Consider the following 17,231-nt stretch of genomic DNA (forward strand, 5'->3'; position numbering starts at 1 on the left):
AAAAAAAGGAGGCTCTCTATGACCTGTAAGATTTTAGATGATAAGTTCCATGAAGAGTGCGGCGTCTTTGGCGTTTTTTCCCGACAGGATTATGTAGCAGAAACGACCTTCTGGGGACTTTACTCACTGCAGCACCGCGGCCAAGAAAGCGCTGGTATTACCGTTAGTGACGGACATCATATGGACGTTATGAAAGGAATGGGGCTTGTCAGCCACGTGTTTCGTAACGGCGTGCCGACTCAGCCGGCCCACCTTGCTATCGGTCATGTGCGTTATTCCACAACAGGTTCGAGCATGCTTGTCAATACGCAACCGCTCATGGTTAGCTTTGCCGGTGGTCAAATGAGTTTGGCTCATAATGGCAATCTGACAAATGCTGGTTCCGTGCGGCAACAGTTAGAAGCGGCTGGCAGTGTTTTTCAGACCACTATGGACAGTGAAGTTATTGTAAACTTAATTGCCCGGTCAACCAAAGAAACAATCGAAGAGAAGATCTTAGAAAGTCTGGTCAAAATCGAGGGCGCTTATTGTCTTGTTATTATGACGAAGGACAAACTGATTGGCGTTCGCGATCCCCAAGGCTATCGTCCGCTTTGCTTAGGTAAACTCCACGAAGGCTATGTCGTTGCTTCCGAGTCCTGTGCACTTGATACAGTCGATGCTGACTTCATTCGTGATATTGAACCAGGCGAAATGGTTGTGATCGATGACAGCGGCGTAAAAACTTATCAGCTTCCAGTGAAAAAGAAGAAAGCCTTGTGTGTCTTTGAATATATTTATTTTGCCCGTTCTGATAGTTCTATTGATGGACAAAGCGTTTATCAAGCGAGACTAGCTATGGGACGTCAGTTGGCGAAGGAAAGCAAATTTAAGGCCGATATTGTGATATCTGTACCAGACTCTGGTACGACAGCTGCTTTAGGTTTTTCGGCTGAATCAGGCATTCCCTTTGCCGAAGGGCTCATCAAAAATCGTTATATTGGCCGTACCTTTATTCAGCCAGAACAGAAAAAACGCGAGAAGAGTGTAAAGCTGAAATTAAATGCCGTTCGTTCTGTCGTGGCAGGAAAATCAATCATTATGGTTGATGATTCGATCGTGCGGGGTACAACAAGCGGAAAAATTGTAAAAATGCTGAAGGAAGCTGGCGCTAAGGAAGTTCATATGTGTGTTAGCTCGCCGCCGATTACGGATCCTTGCTTCTATGGGATTGATACGTCAGTACGGAAAGAACTGATTGCGGCAACGAAAACAGTAGAAGAAACCAGAGACTATATCGGTGCTGATTCGCTTCACTACTTGTCGATAGAAGGTCTTCATGAAGCGATTTCTCAGGTACCGCCAAGTGATATGTGCTATGCTTGCTTTAACGGAAAGTATCCATCTTGTATACCAGGCGAAAAAGAATGTGAGGGAAATAAATATGTCTTCGAACAAAACTGAGCCAACGGCGGCTTCTGTAACCTACAAAGACTCAGGTGTGAATATTGATGAGGGCAATAAAGCTGTAGAACTCATGAAGGAACATGTTCGTTCCACCTACCGTCCGGAAGTCATGGGAGACATCGGCGGCTTTGGCGGTTTATTTGCGTTAAGCGGTCGGTATGAAGAACCGATTCTTGTGTCAGGTACTGATGGCGTAGGCACAAAATTGAAACTGGCTTTTATGCTTGATAAACATGATACAATCGGTCAAGATGCTGTGGCTATGTGCGTCAATGACATTCTGGTACAAGGGGCGGAACCCTTATTTTTCCTCGATTATTTAGCCGTAGGAACCTTAGAATCAGAAAAAGTTGCTACGATCGTCAGTGGTGTAGCCAAAGCTTGTAAAGAATCAGGCTGTGCGCTAATTGGCGGTGAAACCGCCGAAATGTCTGGTTTTTATCCTGACGGCGAGTATGACTTAGCTGGTTTTTCCGTGGGCATAGTTGATAGACAGAAACTGATTACTGGCGAGACCATTCAGCCCGGCGATGTTATGATCGGTTTGCCGTCGACTGGCGTTCATTCTAACGGTTTTTCGCTTGTTCGGAAAATTTGTCTGGATATCAAAGGTTTTGATCTTAAAGAAGTTGTGCCGGAACTTGGCAAACCGCTAGGCGAAGAATTGCTTACGCCGACACGGCTTTATCCGAAGGTTTGTTTGCCGCTCTTTAATAAGTTTACGATTCGCGGCATGGTTCATATTACTGGCGGCGGGTTCTATGATAATATTCCTCGTGTTTTACCAAAAGGCTGTGCCGCGAAAGTAGCTGTAGACTCCTGGCCGAAGCTGCCCATTTTTGAATGTCTGCAAAAATGGGGCAATGTGGCTGATAAGGAAATGTATCGGACCTTTAATATGGGAATTGGCATGGTTTTCGTGGTACCGCAAGACGAAGCGGATGCTGTAATTGCTTCGCTAGCGGCAGCAGGCGAAGCTGCTTATAAAATCGGAGAAATTGTTTCCGGCGATCAGGAAACGATCCTGACAGGAGGCTCTTTCTAATGGCTTTTCGGCTCGGTATTTTAGCCTCTGGCCGGGGAAGTAATTTTGTGGCAATTCAAGAAGCGATTTCGGCGGGACAAGTCCCGGCCGAAATCGCTGTTGTAATTACCGACCAGAGTCAGGCTGGCGTTAGAGAAAGAACTGGGGAAATTCCCTGCTTGTTAATGGAACGTAGCGCTTATGACAGTAAACAAGCTTTTGAAATTGCTCTAGCAGAAAAATTAGCTGAATATAAAGTAGACCTAGTCGTTCTAGCTGGTTTTATGCGACTCTTAGGCGGTGCTTTTTTAAGCCGTTTTCCTGGTCGTGTACTTAATATTCATCCATCATTGCTTCCTTCTTTTCCGGGACTTCATCCTCAGCAGCAAGCGCTTGACTATGGTGTTAAAGTCTCAGGCTGTACAGTCCATTTTGTCGATGAAGGGATGGATTCCGGTCCGGTTATTATGCAGCAAGCGGTTCCGGTTCTCGATGAGGATACGGAAGAGACTTTGGCAGCGCGGATTTTAGAGCAGGAACATAAGTTATATCCCGCAGCTATCGCGTTGTGTGCGCAAGGAAAAATCTCTCTTACGGGAAGAAAAACCCTGCAAGAGAAATAGGAGAGAAGACTATGGCAAAAGTAAAGCAAGCATTAATTAGCGTATCAGATAAAACGGGCGTTGTGGAGTTTGCCCGTCAGCTTCATGAACTAGGCATTAAAATTATTTCTACAGGCGGCACGATGAAAACCATTAAAGCGGCTGATATTCCTGTTACTTATGTAAGCGATATTACTCGTTTTCCGGAAATGATGGATGGTCGAGTAAAGACGCTGCATCCTTATATTCATGGCGGCATTTTGGCGATCCGTGATAATGAAGCCCATCAGGCAGCCATGAAAGAGCATGGGATTGAACCCATTGATCTTGTGGTAGTAAATTTGTATCCTTTCCGTCAGACCATTGCGAAGGACGGCGTTACCTTAGAAGAAGCTGTTGAGAACATTGATATTGGCGGACCCGCCATGATTCGGGCAGCAGCAAAGAACTTCCATGATGTAGCTGTTGTTGTAAATCCAGATCGTTATGAGCAGGTAATCGCTGAGCTAAAGGCCGATGGCGTTGTAGCTGATAAGACTCGGATGGCCCTTTCGCGGGAAGCCTATGCGCATACTGGCGCTTATGATGCCTGCATATCCTCTTATCTGGCTAGTCAACTTGGTGAAGGTTTGTTCCCTGAAGAAGTTCAGACTGTTTATGAAAAAGTGCAGGATTTGCGCTATGGGGAAAATCCTCATCAAAATGCTGCTTTTTATCGCGAAAAGTATACAAAAACAGGCATCGCTTCGGCAAAACAACTGCATGGAAAAGAACTTTCCTTCAATAATATTGTCGATGTAGAAGCTGCCTATGCCATTGTCAGTGATTTCTCCCAACCGGCTGCAGCGATTATTAAGCATACCAATCCTTGCGGCACCGGTGTCGGCGCATCGATCAGCGATGCGTATCATAAAGCCTATGTGTCAGATCCTACGTCAGCTTTTGGCGGCATTATCGCCTTAAATCGCACCGTGGATAAAGAAACAGCGGAACTCATTACTCGAACGTTTATGGAAGCAGTGATTGCTCCTGATTTTGACGAAGAAGCGTTAGCTGTTTTAACAGCAAAGAAAAATCTCCGTCTGCTCTCAGCACCATTGTTAACAGCTACGGAACATGCCCTGGATATGAAAAAAGTATCAGGCGGGCTGTTACTGCAAGCAGCAGATCGTGGCGTAGATAGTCTTGACAGCATGACTGTTGTGACGAAAAAGGCTCCTACCGAAGAAGAATGGGAACAATTGCTCTTTGCTTGGAAAGTTGTAAAACATGTAAAATCCAATGCGATTGTCGTAGCAGGCGATTTCCAGACTTTCGGCGTTGGCGCTGGTCAAATGAATCGTGTTGGATCTGTAGAAATTGCTTTAAAGCAAGCTGGGGCTAATAGCGAAGATGCTGTTCTTGCTTCTGACGCTTTCTTTCCGTTCCGCGACTCTATAGATACAGCAGCAAAAGCTGGTATTAAAGCGATTATTCAACCTGGCGGTTCCGTTCGTGACCAAGAATCGATTGATGCGGCGAATGAGCATGGCATTGCTATGGTCTTTACCGGCGTTCGTCATTTTAAACATTAATAGGGAGTGATGGTGTGCGTATTCTCGTAATCGGTAGCGGCGGCAGAGAGCATGCTCTTGTTGAGGCAATCAGCCAAAGCCCTAGAGTATCAAAAATTTATGCAATCCCCGGGAATCCTGGCATGGGTGAGAAGGCGGAATGCGTCGCCCTTACGGCAACGGATGTAGCGGCTCTTTCTCAGTTTGCTATTGACCATAAAATTGACCTCACTGTCGTAGGTCCGGAAAATGTATTAGCGGCAGGTCTTGTCGATGAATTTACCGCTAAGGGACTGGCTGTTTTTGGTCCGACTAAACTAGCGGCGGAAATTGAATCTTCCAAGGCTTATGCCAAAGCATTGATGAAGAAGTATCAGATTCCTACAGCAAAATACGCTGTCTTTACGGAAAAGGAAGCTGCTAAGGCCTATATTCGCGCTGAAGGTGCACCTATTGTCGTAAAGGCTGATGGTTTAGCAGCAGGCAAAGGCGTTATTGTAGCACAAACTGTCGCGGAAGCGGAAGCGGCTGTGGATTCGATGCTTGACGCTCAGGAGTTTGGCGCCGCAGGTTCGACTGTAGTAATTGAGGAGTGCTTGTTCGGCGAAGAAGCTTCGGTTCTTACCTTTACTGATGGCAAAACGATTCAACCTATGGTGGCTGCTCAAGATCATAAACGGGTCTATGATAAAGATCAAGGGCCTAATACGGGTGGAATGGGCACCTATGCGCCAGCGCCAATTATTACGGACAGCCTTAAAGAAGAAATTATGACTAAGATCTTAAAGCCGGTTATTGCGGCAATGGCGAAGGAAGGGCGTCCTTATGTGGGTTGCCTCTATGCGGGGCTGATTATTACAGCGGAAGGCCCTAAAGTCATTGAATTCAATGCTCGGTTCGGCGATCCGGAAACACAAGTGGTATTGCCCCTATTAGAATCCGATATTGTGACGGTTATGGAGCATTGTACGCAAGGGACGCTTGAGGAATTCAAGGTGGAATGGAAAGATGGCGCTTGCGTCTGTGTAGTACTTGCTTCAGGCGGTTATCCGGGATCGTATCGCAGCGGTTGCGAAATTATGGGGCTTGAGAAGCTTTTGCCGGAAACTTATGCATTCCATGCCGGAACTGCAGTGAAAGAAGGCAAGCTTGTTACGGCAGGCGGGCGAGTTCTTGGTATAACAGCTCTGGCTGCTAACTTACAGGAAGCGGTAAATCAAGTCTATAAAGAAGTCAATAAAGTTCATTTTAAAGATGCTCACTATCGCACCGATATTGCGGCAAAAGCCTTACCTCGTTAACGGAAGACGGCTTTTGCCGTCTTTTTTTGTAAAAAAAGCTTGACCATTGCCTGGGAACGTAATAAGGTGATAAGAGTAAAGTGAAAAAAGTTTATAATTTTATAATACAGATTGTTCTGTTTTAGGCTTCTAGGTGAGGGAGTGTTACAGGTGACAAAACAACTCAACATGGCAATGGTAAATGACTTTTATGAATTGACAATGGCGAATGGCTACTTAAAAAGCGGGCTCGCTGATCAAATCGCTTATTTTGATATGTTTTTTCGCCGCGTACCTGATGATGGCGGTGTTGCCATTATGGCTGGCGTAGAGCAATTAATTGACGAATTGAAAGATCTACACTTTGATGAAGACGATATTGCCTATCTTCGGTCACGGCAGATCTTTAGCGAAGTCTTTTTGCAGTACTTAGCAGATTTTAAATTCTCCTGTGATGTCTGGGCTATACCGGAAGGTACGCCTGTGTTTCCTTATGAGCCGATTATTACGGTACGAGGACCGGCGCTCCAAGCGCAGCTTATTGAAACCTTAGTATTGTTGACAATCAATCATCAAACTTTGATTGCGACGAAGACAAATCGTATTGTCCGGGCGGCAGGAAGTCGGCCGGTGATGGAGTTTGGCACACGGCGCGCCCAAGGCGCTCATGGCGCCGTACTTGGCGCTAGGGCGGCTTATATTGGCGGCGCGGTGGGCACTGCTTGTACGGCTGCTGATAAAGATTATGGGATTCCGGCATTAGGAACGATGGCTCATAGTTGGGTACAAATGTTTTCTTCAGAATTGGAAGCATTTCGTGAGTATGCTCGGATTTATCCGAAAAATTGTACTCTCCTTGTAGATACTTATAATGTGCTAAAATCAGGGATTCCCAATGCTATTCGCATTTTCCGTGAGGAATTACTGCCGAAAGGAATTCGTCCCGGCGGAATTCGGATTGATAGCGGTGATATTGCCTATCTGTCGCGGCAAGCCCGTAAAATGCTTGATGAGGCTGGCTTTACGGATTGTAAGATCGTGGCGTCTAATTCACTTGATGAATTTATTATTCAAGATATCTTGACCCAGGGAGCCAAACTCGATGCCTTTGGCGTTGGTGAACGATTAATCACAGCAAAGTCTGATCCGGTATTTGGCGGCGTTTATAAGCTGGCAGCGATTGAAATTTCAGGAGAGCTTATTCCTAAAATTAAACTGAGTGAAAATGTTGAGAAAATCACGAATCCAGGTCATAAGCAGGTGTGGCGTCTTTATGAAAATGCTACGGGGAAAGCTGTGGCTGATGTAATTACATTGTTTGAAGAAGTGATTGATGATCAGAAGCCTTATGAAATCTTCCATCCAGAATTCACTTGGAAACGCAAAATAGTGAGTTCTTTTACAGCTAAGCCCTTACTTGTACCGATTTTTAAGGCTGGTGAATGTGTTTATGCACAGCCTTCGTTAGATGATATTCGAGCGTATCGTGAACAAGAAATTGCTACAATCTGGGAAGAGGTTTTGCGGTTTACGAATCCTCATCCTTATTATGTTGATTTATCAAAATCGCTTTGGGATATGAAAGAAGATTTGCTGTTGACTCATACAATTAAATAATTAACGTAAATGTTATAAGAATGCAGCAAAAGACACCGAAATAGGTGTCTTTTTTTATGGAGAGTATACTTGTAAGTAGGAGTGGAGTCTCTTTCGCCGTGACAGTCCTGTCAGATCATAGAAATAGGATATATCTTGTAAAATCGGATATACCTAAAAGAAAAGACTTTGCGGCAGAATGTCTGCCAAGGCAGAAGGGGATTTTGTATGAGTGAACAACAACAACTAACTAGAGGTCTCAAAGCAAGGCATATTGAATTGATTGCTCTAGGCGGAACCATTGGCGTTGGTCTATTTATGGGATCAGCCAGTACGATTAAGTGGGCAGGACCATCAGTGCTGCTGGCTTATGCCTTAGCCGGACTTGTCATGTTCTTTGTGATGAGAATTATGGGAGAAATGCTGTTTTTAGAGCCTGTTACTGGTTCGTTTGCTACCTATGGGCATAAGTATATTCACCCCTTAGTTGGCTACTTGACTGCTTGGTGTTATTGGTTTCTATGGGTTACTGTCGGGATGTCCGAGGTAACGGCTATTGGAATTTATGTGAAGTATTGGCTGCCTGATTTGCCACAGTGGCTACCCGCGCTTGCCGGCGTTGCCTTAGTCGCTTCCGCCAACTTGGCATAAGTAAAATATTACGGTGAATTCGAATTTTGGTTTGCGCTGATAAAGGTTGCAACAATTGTAGTGATGCTCGTTATTGGCGTTGGCATGATCTTCTTTGGTTTTGGCAATATGGGCCAGCCGATTGGTTTAGAAAATCTTTATAGTCAAGGCGGCTTTTTTGCTGGCGGTTGGGAAGGATTCTTGTTTGCGCTTTGTTTGGTAACGGCGGCTTATCAAGGGGTCGAGCTAGTCGGGATTACGGCAGGGGAAGCGCAAGATCCGCAAAATACATTACGCCGCGCCACTAAGAATATTATTTGGCGTATTTTGATTTTTTACATTGGCGCCATTTTTGTTATTGTTACAATTTATCCCTGGAATCAAATTGGCACAATCGGCAGTCCTTTTGTGATGACTTTTGCTAAAGTTGGCGTGACGGCGGCAGCTGGCATTATTAACTTTGTTGTGCTGACAGCAGCGTTATCAGGCTGTAACAGTGGTATTTATAGTGCTGGTCGGATGCTCTATACGTTGGCGGAAAATGGACAAGCACCCGCTTTTTTTGGCAAAATTTCTAAGAGCGGCGTACCCAGTAATAGTGTTGCTGTAACGATTGTGTGCCTATTATTCGGCGTTTTATTGAATTATTTAATGCCGCAATCAAAATTATTTTTGTATATTTATAGTGCTAGCGTACTACCAGGTATGATTCCTTGGTTTGTACTGGCAATTAGTCAGATGAAGTTTCGGAAAAAATGGGCAAATGAGATGAAAAGCCATCCGTTCACGTCACCGCTTTATCCGATTAGCAACTATATTACGGTAGTGTTCTTGATCTTTGTGCTGATTGGCATGTGGTTTAATGAAGATACGCAGCTTTCGCTGATTGTCGGCGCTGTTTTTTGCGTCATTGTAATCGCCAGTTATTATATTTTGGGCATGGGCGAAAGAGCGCGACAAAAGCAGTATAATAAAGGATGATTTTCTAAAACTTTACTTACAAAAGGGAAAGCAGCAGCTTTCCCTTTTTGCTATCTGTCACTACGCAGGAAACTTTGCCCAGCGGAACGAATAAGAATAATGATATTTGCATAGGAATAATGTGCAGGGACTACAAATCTTTTAAGGAAGAGGTTAACGCTATATGCAGACAAAATCAAAAGATTTGCTTCACGGCTTTATTATGGAAGAAAGCAAGCCAGTCGCTGAAGTAAATGGTACAGCCAAAATCTATCGCCATGTAAAAAGCGGCGCTCAGTTATTTTATCTGGAAACAGATGATGATAATAAAGTATTCAGCATTACCTTTAGAACTCCGCCGACCGATAGTACGGGTTTGCCCCATATTCTAGAACATTCGGTTTTATGCGGCTCACGTAAATTTCCTACGAAAGAGCCTTTCGTTGAGTTAGTAAAGGGATCGCTCAATACTTTTTTGAATGCCATGACCTTTCCTGACAAAACGATGTATCCTGTGGCTAGCCGGAATGACAAAGATTTCCGCAACCTCATGGATGTCTATCTTGATGCTGTTTTTTATCCCAATATTGCCAAATACCCTGAAATTATGATGCAGGAAGGCTGGCATTATGAATTAGAATCCAAGGAAAGTGAACTTACTTATAAGGGCGTTGTTTATAATGAAATGAAAGGCGTTTTTTCATCGCCTGATGCTGTGTTAGAGCGGAAAATTCAAGAAGCGCTTTTCCCTGATACAACCTATGGGGTTGAATCAGGCGGCGATCCGGAATTTATTCCTGATTTAACGCAGGAACAATTTTTGGCGTTCCATCAAAAATACTATCATCCAGCGAACAGCTATATTTTCCTGTACGGAAAGATGGATATTGCCGAAGAGCTGCGTTTTATTGACGAAGAATATCTAAGTCATTTTTCGGCCATCGCGGTTGATTCGGAAATTGAAAAACAGCCAGCTTTTGATTCTACCTATGTGGCGACCTATCCCTATCCGATTTCTCCCAGTGAGAAAGAAGCTGATAAGACGTTCTTAAGTCTAAGTTTTGTCGTCGGTGAGGCAACAGATCCTGAAGTGGCGCTTTCTTTTGATATTTTAAATCATTTGCTGCTCGGCACACCGGCAGCTCCTTTGAAAAAAGCGCTGCTTGATGCGGGAATCGGCAAAGATGTTTATGGTCAATTTAATCAAAGTATTTTGCAGCCTGTCTTTACTATCGGCGTCAGGGGCGCCAATGAAGACCAACAAGATGATTTTGTGCAGATTGTTTACGAAACACTAGAGAAACTCTCGCAAGAAGGCCTTGATAAGAAACTAGTAGAAGCATCGATCAATATTCATGAATTTCAACTACGTGAAGCCAATTTTGGCAATTACCCGAAAGGGTTGATTTATAATATTAAATGCATGGATAGCTGGCTCTATGGCGCAGATCCTGCTGTGCATCTTGCCTTTGAAGCTCCTTTGGCAAAAGTAAAACAGGCTCTTGAGCAGCCTTATTTTGAGCAGATGATTCAAGAAAAGCTGTTAGGCAATACCCATCAGGCTGTGGTTGTAGTGAAACCAGAAAAAGGGTTGGCCGAAAATGTGAACCGTGCGGTAAAGGACAAGCTCGCTCAATATAAAGCCGCTTTAAGCGAGGCGGAGCTTGAAACGATTATTGCGCAGACGGAAAAGTTGAAAGAACGCCAGCTTGCGCCTGATTCGCCGGAAGCGCTTAAGACAATCCCGCTGCTCAGTCTTGCTGATATTTCCCGGGAAACAGAAGAATTGCCGCTCAGCGAAAAAGATCTCAATGGAGCGAAGCTGCTACTTCATCCGTTATTTACGAATAAGATTGCCTATGTAAATCTCTATTTTGATAGTGCTGTTGTGCCGGAAAGTCAACTGCCTTATCTCTTCTTGCTTGATAGTGTACTGGGAAAAGTAAGCACAGAGAAGTATAGTTATGGCGAATTGTCTAATGAGCTCAATATTCATACTGGCGGTGTATCCTTTGCCTCCATTGTTTTTTCGGAAAAAGATGATGATCGAATTCTTTACCCGAAATTTAAAGTGAAGGCGAAGGCCCTTGTGAGTAAACTAGGTGAACTTATGGGCTTGCTTGGTGAAATACTTGGCCACAGCTCCTTTGAGGACCGCAAACGGCTTAAAGAATTGATCGGTGAATTAAAAGCGAAAATGGCTGCTGTCATTTTAGAACGGGGTCAATTGATTTCGTCTAGCCGTGCTCTTTCTTATATTTCACCAGTATCGCAGTTTAGGGAAAAAGGCTACTTATCTTTTTATCATTTCCTAGCTGATCTTGATAATAACTTTGAAGTGAAGTTTTCTGAAATTCAAGCGAATTTGAAAAAGACGGCTGAGCTTGTTTTCACAAAGCAAGGACTAATGATTAGTCTGACGACTGAAGCAGAGGACTACCAGAAATTTTGTGAAGACTTTACTGGTTTGTGGCAGGAACTCAAAGAGAGCAGTGAAGGACCTAAGTCGTATGAATTTTGCTTTGGTGCAAAAAATGAAGGCTTAATGACATCAGCCAAAGTTCAATTTGCAGCTAAAGCCTATAATTTCCGTCGCTTAGGTTATACCTATCATGGCGGATTGAAAGTGCTTGAGACGATTATGCGCTATGATTATCTGTGGAATCGCATTCGCGTGCAGGGGGGCGCTTATGGCGCTTTTGCTCAGTTTGAACGAAATGGCAACATGACATTTGGTTCTTATCGCGATCCCAATCTTGCTGAAACCCTGTCTGTCTATGATGAAACAGCCGACTATATTAACGGCTTTACCGTAAGTGATCGGGAAATGACGAAGTATATTATCGGCACAATGAGTGGGATTGATGCACCTTTAACCCCTTCGATGAAAGGCGAGAAGGCGACAGAATATTATCTGCAGCATATTACGCAAGCCGATCGGGAACAAGAACGCAAAGAAATTTTAGAACTGACGCAAGAAGAAATCCGTTCTTTTGCTCCGCTTGTTAAGGAATGCTTTGGAGCAAATTATTTGTGTGTTCTCGGCGGCAGCGAAAAAATTGAAGAAAATAAAGCATTATTCGGCGAACTTATTTCTGTTTTTGAATAAGTCTGCCTGAGCGATTTGAAAGAAAACCGGCAGTCAGGGCTTAAGCCTGCTGCCGGTTTTGGCGTCTAAAAGCGGGAGACAAAACGTTCCAGTCGGTTAAGGGCTTCCTGTAAATGTTCGGTGGAATAGGAATAGGAGCAGCGGATAAAGCCATCGCCGCAAGCCCCGAAAGCATCGCCAGGAATTACAGCGAGACGCTCTTCCTGCAACAGTCTTTCGCAAAACTCTTGCGAGGATAAACCGGTTTTTTGAATGGAAGGGAAGATATAGAAGGCGCCTTGCGGTTCAAAGCAGGACAGCCCCATTTCTGTTAGTCCTTTGTACATAAGCTGGCGGCGTACATTGTATTGATCAATCATTTTGCGCATCTCTTTGTAGCCATTCTTTAGTGCTTCTAAAGCGGCAATTTGGGCGGTAACGGGAGCGCACAGCATGGTATATTGGTGGATTTTTACCATGGCGCCGATAAAATCTTCATTTCCTAAAGCATAGCCGATACGTAGTCCGGTCATTGCATGGGATTTAGAAAAACCGTTTAATAGAATGGTTCTATCTTTCATGCCAGGTAGAGCGGCAAAGCAGACATGGCTGCCTTCATAAGTCAGTTCTGAGTAAAGCTCATCGGAAATGACAAGCAGATCGTGTTTTTCCACTAAGGCGGCAATGCGGCTAAGTTCTGCTTGGGGCATGATTGCTCCGGTTGGGTTATTGGGATAACCTAAAATAATAGCTTTTGTTTTGGTTGTGATTTTTTCTTCCAGCTCTTCAGCGGTTACACAAAAGCCACGACTGGGATTGGTAGCAATCGGAACAGGGACGCCGCCGGCAAACGTTACGCAGGCCTGGTAAGCTACATAGCATGGTTCTGGAATCAGCACTTCATCGCCAGGGGCGACGATCGTTCGAATTGCTAAATCAAGCGCTTCGCTGACGCCGACTGTAACGATGATCTGATTTTCCGGATCATAGTCTACTTGACAGCAAGCGGAAATATGGTTAGCGATTTCCTGACGGAGTTCCGGTAGGCCCGAATTTGATGTGTAACTTGTTTGCCCTGCTTGCAGGCTCGTGACGCAGGCGTCGATAATATGTTTTGGCGTTGCAAAATCAGGTTCGCCGACGCCTAGAGAAATTACATTTTCCATAGTAGCGGCAATGTCAAAAAATTTACGGAGTCCCGAAGGCGCTACTTGGTTTACAACAGGGGAAATACGATTTGACCAGTTCATTAAAAATCCTCCTTCAAATAACATGAAAATTCAATAAACAAAATAGAAAAAACAAAAAGGGATCAGTTTCATCCTGTAATAAAAGGACGAGAACTGATCCCGCGGTACCACCTTACTTAGCTATTGCTCGCTTGGCTTCAGTAACGTTGAAGAAACGGGTAACTCTACTGTATTTCAAGTTACCAGCTACAGGAGGGCGTTCGGCTGAACATCTTACACCGGCTCACATCAAATCCGGCTTTCTGAGCTAAGACATAAAGCGTACTGTTCCTGTCATGGCCATTTGTTTTTTTTGATTGTTTGTATAATAACACAAAAGTTTTGAAATTGCCAGCAAAAAATTATTTATTTACAGAATAAGCATCAGAAAAAGCATTTACAGACTTTGTGCTATTATTTTTGGCCGGGCTTTGTTTGCTTTTTTGCAGTAGTTCGCGAAATTTACCATCTTGAAATTGGTTGTCTCGCTTAGTAGCTGAAGCCATTGGCGTAATGGGCATAATCGGCGTAATTCTCATAGCACTCACTCCCTTGCTTACTTTTTATCCTTCTACTTATTATATCGGGAGAAAAAGGTTAGGACTTAAGTGCTGATTTTGCTGACTTTACACGAGGCCGATCCATTTCCAGTAAGTTGCCCCCAAGAGCATGATGATGGCATAAGCAATAAGGGTCAGTGGAATTCCTGTCTTAATAAAATCTTTTACCTCAAAGGTTTCGGTACCATAGGCAATCATGTTTTGTGGTGCATTCACAGGTAAAATAAAACCAAAGCTGACTACATACTGGAGGATCATGGTCAAGCCAACCACATTGAGTCCTGGCGTAGTTGCTCCTTGCAGAATAGAAATGATAATAGGAATCATAGCAGCAGCTAGAGCCGTTGCACTGGCAAAGCCGAGATGAATAATAATGAGAAAGGCTGCTAACACAGCTAAGATAATTAGAGCCGGCATTGTTTTTAAACCAAAGAGAACCACAATGATTTTGGCAAGCCAAGCCGCTGCTTTTGTGGAAAGTAAGGCAGAGCCTAAACTAATTCCAACACCAAACAGGATAAGCGTACCCCAGGGAATTCTGGCCTGCGCTTCTTTCCAGGACATGATGCCAATTTTCGGTAAGAGCATGAGTGAAATGATGGCAAGAGTCGTAGTTGATGTGTCAAAGGGATGGACAATTTTTTCGGTTGACCAGAGAAAGAGCAGTACAAACGACATGGTTAACAGCTTTTTTTCGGCAATGCTCATTGGTCCGAGATCGGCGAGCGCTTTAGCAATTGCTTCTTTACCGCCAGGAACTTCCTCCATTTCCGGCGGCATCAGCTTTAGTAGAACAAAGTATAGCGCTGCTGACATCAGGATCGCAAAGGGCGCTGCGGCGAGAAACCAATCCATCCAGGAAATATAAACGCCAAGTTGTTTTTCGATAAAACCGAGAGCAATCATGTTTTGTGCGGCAGCTGTTTTAATGCCTACATTCCAGATGCTGTCAGCCTGAGCTGTGGCGATCATCATAACCGCAGCAAAGCGGCTTTTACGATCTACGCCGAAAGCTGTAATAATCCCTAAAACAATAGGGACGAGGCAGGAGACGCGGGCTGTTGTACTTGGCACAAAGAAGCTGAGAATAAAGCCGACCGTAATTACGCCCATAAGTACGCGGTTTGTTTTTGCACCAATTTTGGAAAGAACGACAAGAGCGATGCGTTTATCAAGGCCTGTCTGCATCATCGCGGCAGCTAAAAAGAGTGCGCCGCCGACAAGGGCTAGGGCTGTATTAGAGAAGCCGCCAAGCGCTAGGGTTAAGGCATTGGATGTTCCTAATAGTAGGGCAGGCTTTGCCGGATCAGGCGCCATGCCTAATAGAAAAGCCATCAAACTTAAAATAATAGCGCCGCTGACCGGATAGGAAATGGCATCTGTCATCCAAACAATGACGGAAAATACCAGAATAGCCAGCATGCGATGACCAGCAGTGGGCAGGTCTGCTGGGGTAGGCATAATCAGTACGATAGCCATGGCGAGAAGAGAAATAATAAGACCGTATTTTTGCCCGAAAGATTCCTTTGCTTCATTTGTCATAAGAAAGATTTCACTCCTTTACTGTGATGTACATGTATACATATATACGTATATTATGCAAAAAAGAGTCAAATCCTCCTGCTTGTGTAATTTTTGTTTTACTGAACCTGCATTGACAGAGAAGTCTTGAATTTCTATAATAGATTATAGATATTTTTCACGGAGGTGCCCATGGCAGAACAAGCAGCAATTGATCCAACAGCAGTAGACATGCGCACGAAACGAGAGCAAATTTTAGATGCTGCTTACACGGTGTTTTCTCAAAAAGGCTACCATCGGGCTACAGTAGATGAGATCATTGCTCTAGCTGATACGGGAAAGGGAACTGTTTATAATTATTTTCATAATAAGGAACAACTCTTCTACACTCTAGTCACTGAGCGGAGTCGGCCCTTTGAAGAAGCTGCTAAGAAGATCGTAGAGAGTGCAAGGGATCCACTGGAGAAGATCAAAATCCTGATTCGTCTTTATCTTGAATTTTACGTTAAAAATGCTGATTTATGGCGTGTATTTATGCATGAAATGCGTGGCTTTTCCAGTAGCGTATCTCTTTCGGAAAAGCAGTGCGATAAATATCGAGAATGTTTTAAAGCAACAATTTCGCTATTGGAAAAAGTGTTAGAAGAAGGAATTGAAAAAAAAGCTTTCCGAACATGTCAGGCAGACCGAACAGCGTATTGCTTATTTAGCGTGATTTTAACGATGGTTTTTCAGAAATTTGCTGCTGATGGCCCAGACAGTTTGGAACAGAGTGCTTGTATGATTGCTGATACTTTTTTCTATGGAATTGTAAATCGCGGAACGAATTGAATGAAATAAGAAAGAAACAGGGTTTTTCAAATCGCTTTTAGCGTTTGAAAAACCCTGTTTTGTTTGATTGGCTCTATTTATTTACCAGGCGGCAATAACCGAACCTTTGAAGTGGTCTTTAATGAAAGCTTTCATTTCATCAGATTGGTATATTTTAACGAGTTTTTGATAGTCTGGATTTTCTTTATCTTTGCCTCTTACAGCAATAATATTAGCATAAGGCGATTCGCCGCCTTCTAAGGCAATGGCATCTTTTAAGGGATTCAGTCCGGCTGTAACGGCGTAGTTTGTATTGATGGCAGCTGCATCGATATCATCAAGGGAACGGGGAATCTGGGCGGCATCTAGTTCTTTTACTTTTAAGTGTTTGGGATTTTCGGCAATATCAGCCGCTGTTGCGGTAAGACCGGCATTAGGTTTTAATTTAATTACACCTTTTTGTTCGAGCAACAGCAGGCCCCGACCGCCATTGGTCGGATCATTTGGAACAGCGATTGTAGCGCCATCAGGCAACTGCGAAAGGTCCTTTACTTTTTTGGAGTAGATACCCATCGGGAAAATGACTGTTTTACCGATATTCACAATATCATAGCCGCGGTCTTTAATAATATTTTTTAAATAAGGATCATGTTGGAAACTATTTACATCAATGTCGCCCTGCTGGAGCGCTACGTTAGGCTGGATATAATCGTTGAACTCAACAACTTGGATTTTAAGACCTTGTTTTTCTGCTAACTTTTTGACTTCATCCATTAACTCAGCATGGGGGCCGGCAGTTACACCGACTTTAATGACCTTGTCCTTAGAGGAATCGGCGGCATTTTTACTGTCGCCGCAACCAGCGGTAAAGGCAAGTGTTGTAATGAGACTAAGACCAAGGCAAAGCAATTTCAATGGCTTTTTCATGAATT

General features: G+C 43.9%; 12 protein-coding genes, 1 pseudogene and 1 other annotated feature. Of the genes and pseudogenes, 9 read left to right on the forward strand and 4 right to left on the reverse strand.

Going from position 1 to position 17,231, the window contains the following annotated elements; translation table 11 throughout:
- Nucleotides 1-18: 18 nt before the first annotated feature.
- The 8 genes and pseudogenes from purF to AC0MXB_RS02185 all read left to right on the forward strand — a co-directional run bounded on the left by purF (nt 19) and on the right by AC0MXB_RS02185 (nt 12,200).
- Nucleotides 19-1,443, forward strand: coding sequence for an amidophosphoribosyltransferase (purF, locus tag AC0MXB_RS02150; protein ID WP_474037903.1), 1,425 nt, complete (start codon nt 19-21; stop codon nt 1,441-1,443).
- Nucleotides 1,424-2,491: a phosphoribosylformylglycinamidine cyclo-ligase gene (gene purM, locus AC0MXB_RS02155; protein WP_474037904.1), complete on the forward strand. Its 1,068-nt coding sequence runs from the start codon at nt 1,424-1,426 to the stop codon at nt 2,489-2,491. Before purF ends, purM begins: the two co-directional genes overlap by 20 nt.
- Complete coding sequence (gene purN, locus AC0MXB_RS02160; protein WP_474037906.1) at nt 2,491-3,093, forward strand: phosphoribosylglycinamide formyltransferase; 603 nt, start codon at nt 2,491-2,493, stop codon at nt 3,091-3,093. Before purM ends, purN begins: the two co-directional genes overlap by 1 nt.
- Nucleotides 3,094-3,104: 11 nt before the next feature.
- Complete coding sequence (purH, locus tag AC0MXB_RS02165) at nt 3,105-4,646, forward strand: bifunctional phosphoribosylaminoimidazolecarboxamide formyltransferase/IMP cyclohydrolase (protein WP_474037908.1); 1,542 nt, start codon at nt 3,105-3,107, stop codon at nt 4,644-4,646.
- 14 nt (nt 4,647-4,660) lie between these two features.
- Entirely contained in the window at nt 4,661-5,926 is a 1,266-nt protein-coding gene (gene purD, locus AC0MXB_RS02170; RefSeq protein ID WP_474037909.1) for a phosphoribosylamine--glycine ligase, read from the forward strand.
- Between the two features lie 141 nt (nt 5,927-6,067).
- Nucleotides 6,068-7,522, forward strand: coding sequence for a nicotinate phosphoribosyltransferase (locus AC0MXB_RS02175; RefSeq protein ID WP_474037911.1), 1,455 nt, complete (start codon nt 6,068-6,070; stop codon nt 7,520-7,522).
- Between the two features lie 207 nt (nt 7,523-7,729).
- Nucleotides 7,730-9,112: pseudogene (locus tag AC0MXB_RS02180) on the forward strand (amino acid permease).
- Nucleotides 9,113-9,275: 163 nt separating this feature from the next.
- On the forward strand, nt 9,276-12,200 hold the full coding sequence (locus tag AC0MXB_RS02185; protein ID WP_474037912.1) for an insulinase family protein: 2,925 nt from the start codon (nt 9,276-9,278) through the stop codon (nt 12,198-12,200).
- Nucleotides 12,201-12,265: 65 nt separating this feature from the next.
- Here the strand turns inward: AC0MXB_RS02185 and AC0MXB_RS02190 are convergent, their stop codons facing one another.
- The 3 genes from AC0MXB_RS02190 to AC0MXB_RS02200 all read right to left on the reverse strand — a co-directional run bounded on the left by AC0MXB_RS02190 (nt 12,266) and on the right by AC0MXB_RS02200 (nt 15,510).
- On the reverse strand, nt 12,266-13,429 hold the full coding sequence (locus AC0MXB_RS02190) for an aminotransferase class I/II-fold pyridoxal phosphate-dependent enzyme (RefSeq protein ID WP_474037913.1): 1,164 nt from the start codon (nt 13,427-13,429) through the stop codon (nt 12,266-12,268).
- 79 nt (nt 13,430-13,508) lie between these two features.
- Nucleotides 13,509-13,715, reverse strand: a binding site (T-box leader).
- Nucleotides 13,716-13,770: 55 nt separating this feature from the next.
- Entirely contained in the window at nt 13,771-13,947 is a 177-nt protein-coding gene (locus AC0MXB_RS02195) for a hypothetical protein (RefSeq protein WP_474037914.1), read from the reverse strand.
- A gap of 87 nt (nt 13,948-14,034) precedes the next feature.
- Nucleotides 14,035-15,510 carry a DASS family sodium-coupled anion symporter gene (locus AC0MXB_RS02200; RefSeq protein ID WP_474037915.1) on the reverse strand — a complete coding sequence of 492 codons (1,476 nt, stop codon included), beginning with the start codon at nt 15,508-15,510 and terminating at the stop codon, nt 14,035-14,037.
- Between the two features lie 171 nt (nt 15,511-15,681).
- Here AC0MXB_RS02200 and AC0MXB_RS02205 point away from each other — a divergent pair, with 171 nt between their 5' ends.
- Nucleotides 15,682-16,320: a TetR/AcrR family transcriptional regulator gene (locus AC0MXB_RS02205; protein ID WP_474037916.1), complete on the forward strand. Its 639-nt coding sequence runs from the start codon at nt 15,682-15,684 to the stop codon at nt 16,318-16,320.
- An 81-nt stretch (nt 16,321-16,401) separates the two neighbouring features.
- On the opposite strand, the gene AC0MXB_RS02210 is transcribed toward AC0MXB_RS02205, so the two are convergent.
- A complete protein-coding gene (locus AC0MXB_RS02210) occupies nt 16,402-17,226 on the reverse strand; it encodes a MetQ/NlpA family ABC transporter substrate-binding protein (RefSeq protein WP_474037917.1) in 825 nt (274 codons plus the stop codon).
- Nucleotides 17,227-17,231 lie beyond the last annotated feature (5 nt).

It is taken from the genome of Pelorhabdus sp. sgz311001, from assembly GCF_055901755.1.

Coding starts and splice junctions, on each gene's coding strand:
- AC0MXB_RS02210 (WP_474037917.1), bottom strand. CDS start 17,226: ATGAAAAAGCCATTGAAATTGCTTTGCCTTGGTCTTAGTCTCATTACA.
- AC0MXB_RS02205 (WP_474037916.1), top strand. CDS start 15,682: ATGGCAGAACAAGCAGCAATTGATCCAACAGCAGTAGACATGCGCACG.
- AC0MXB_RS02200 (WP_474037915.1), bottom strand. CDS start 15,510: ATGACAAATGAAGCAAAGGAATCTTTCGGGCAAAAATACGGTCTTATT.
- AC0MXB_RS02190 (WP_474037913.1), bottom strand. CDS start 13,429: ATGAACTGGTCAAATCGTATTTCCCCTGTTGTAAACCAAGTAGCGCCT.
- purN (WP_474037906.1), top strand. CDS start 2,491: ATGGCTTTTCGGCTCGGTATTTTAGCCTCTGGCCGGGGAAGTAATTTT.
- purF (WP_474037903.1), top strand. CDS start 19: ATGACCTGTAAGATTTTAGATGATAAGTTCCATGAAGAGTGCGGCGTC.
- AC0MXB_RS02185 (WP_474037912.1), top strand. CDS start 9,276: ATGCAGACAAAATCAAAAGATTTGCTTCACGGCTTTATTATGGAAGAA.
- purH (WP_474037908.1), top strand. CDS start 3,105: ATGGCAAAAGTAAAGCAAGCATTAATTAGCGTATCAGATAAAACGGGC.
- AC0MXB_RS02195 (WP_474037914.1), bottom strand. CDS start 13,947: ATGAGAATTACGCCGATTATGCCCATTACGCCAATGGCTTCAGCTACT.
- purM (WP_474037904.1), top strand. CDS start 1,424: ATGTCTTCGAACAAAACTGAGCCAACGGCGGCTTCTGTAACCTACAAA.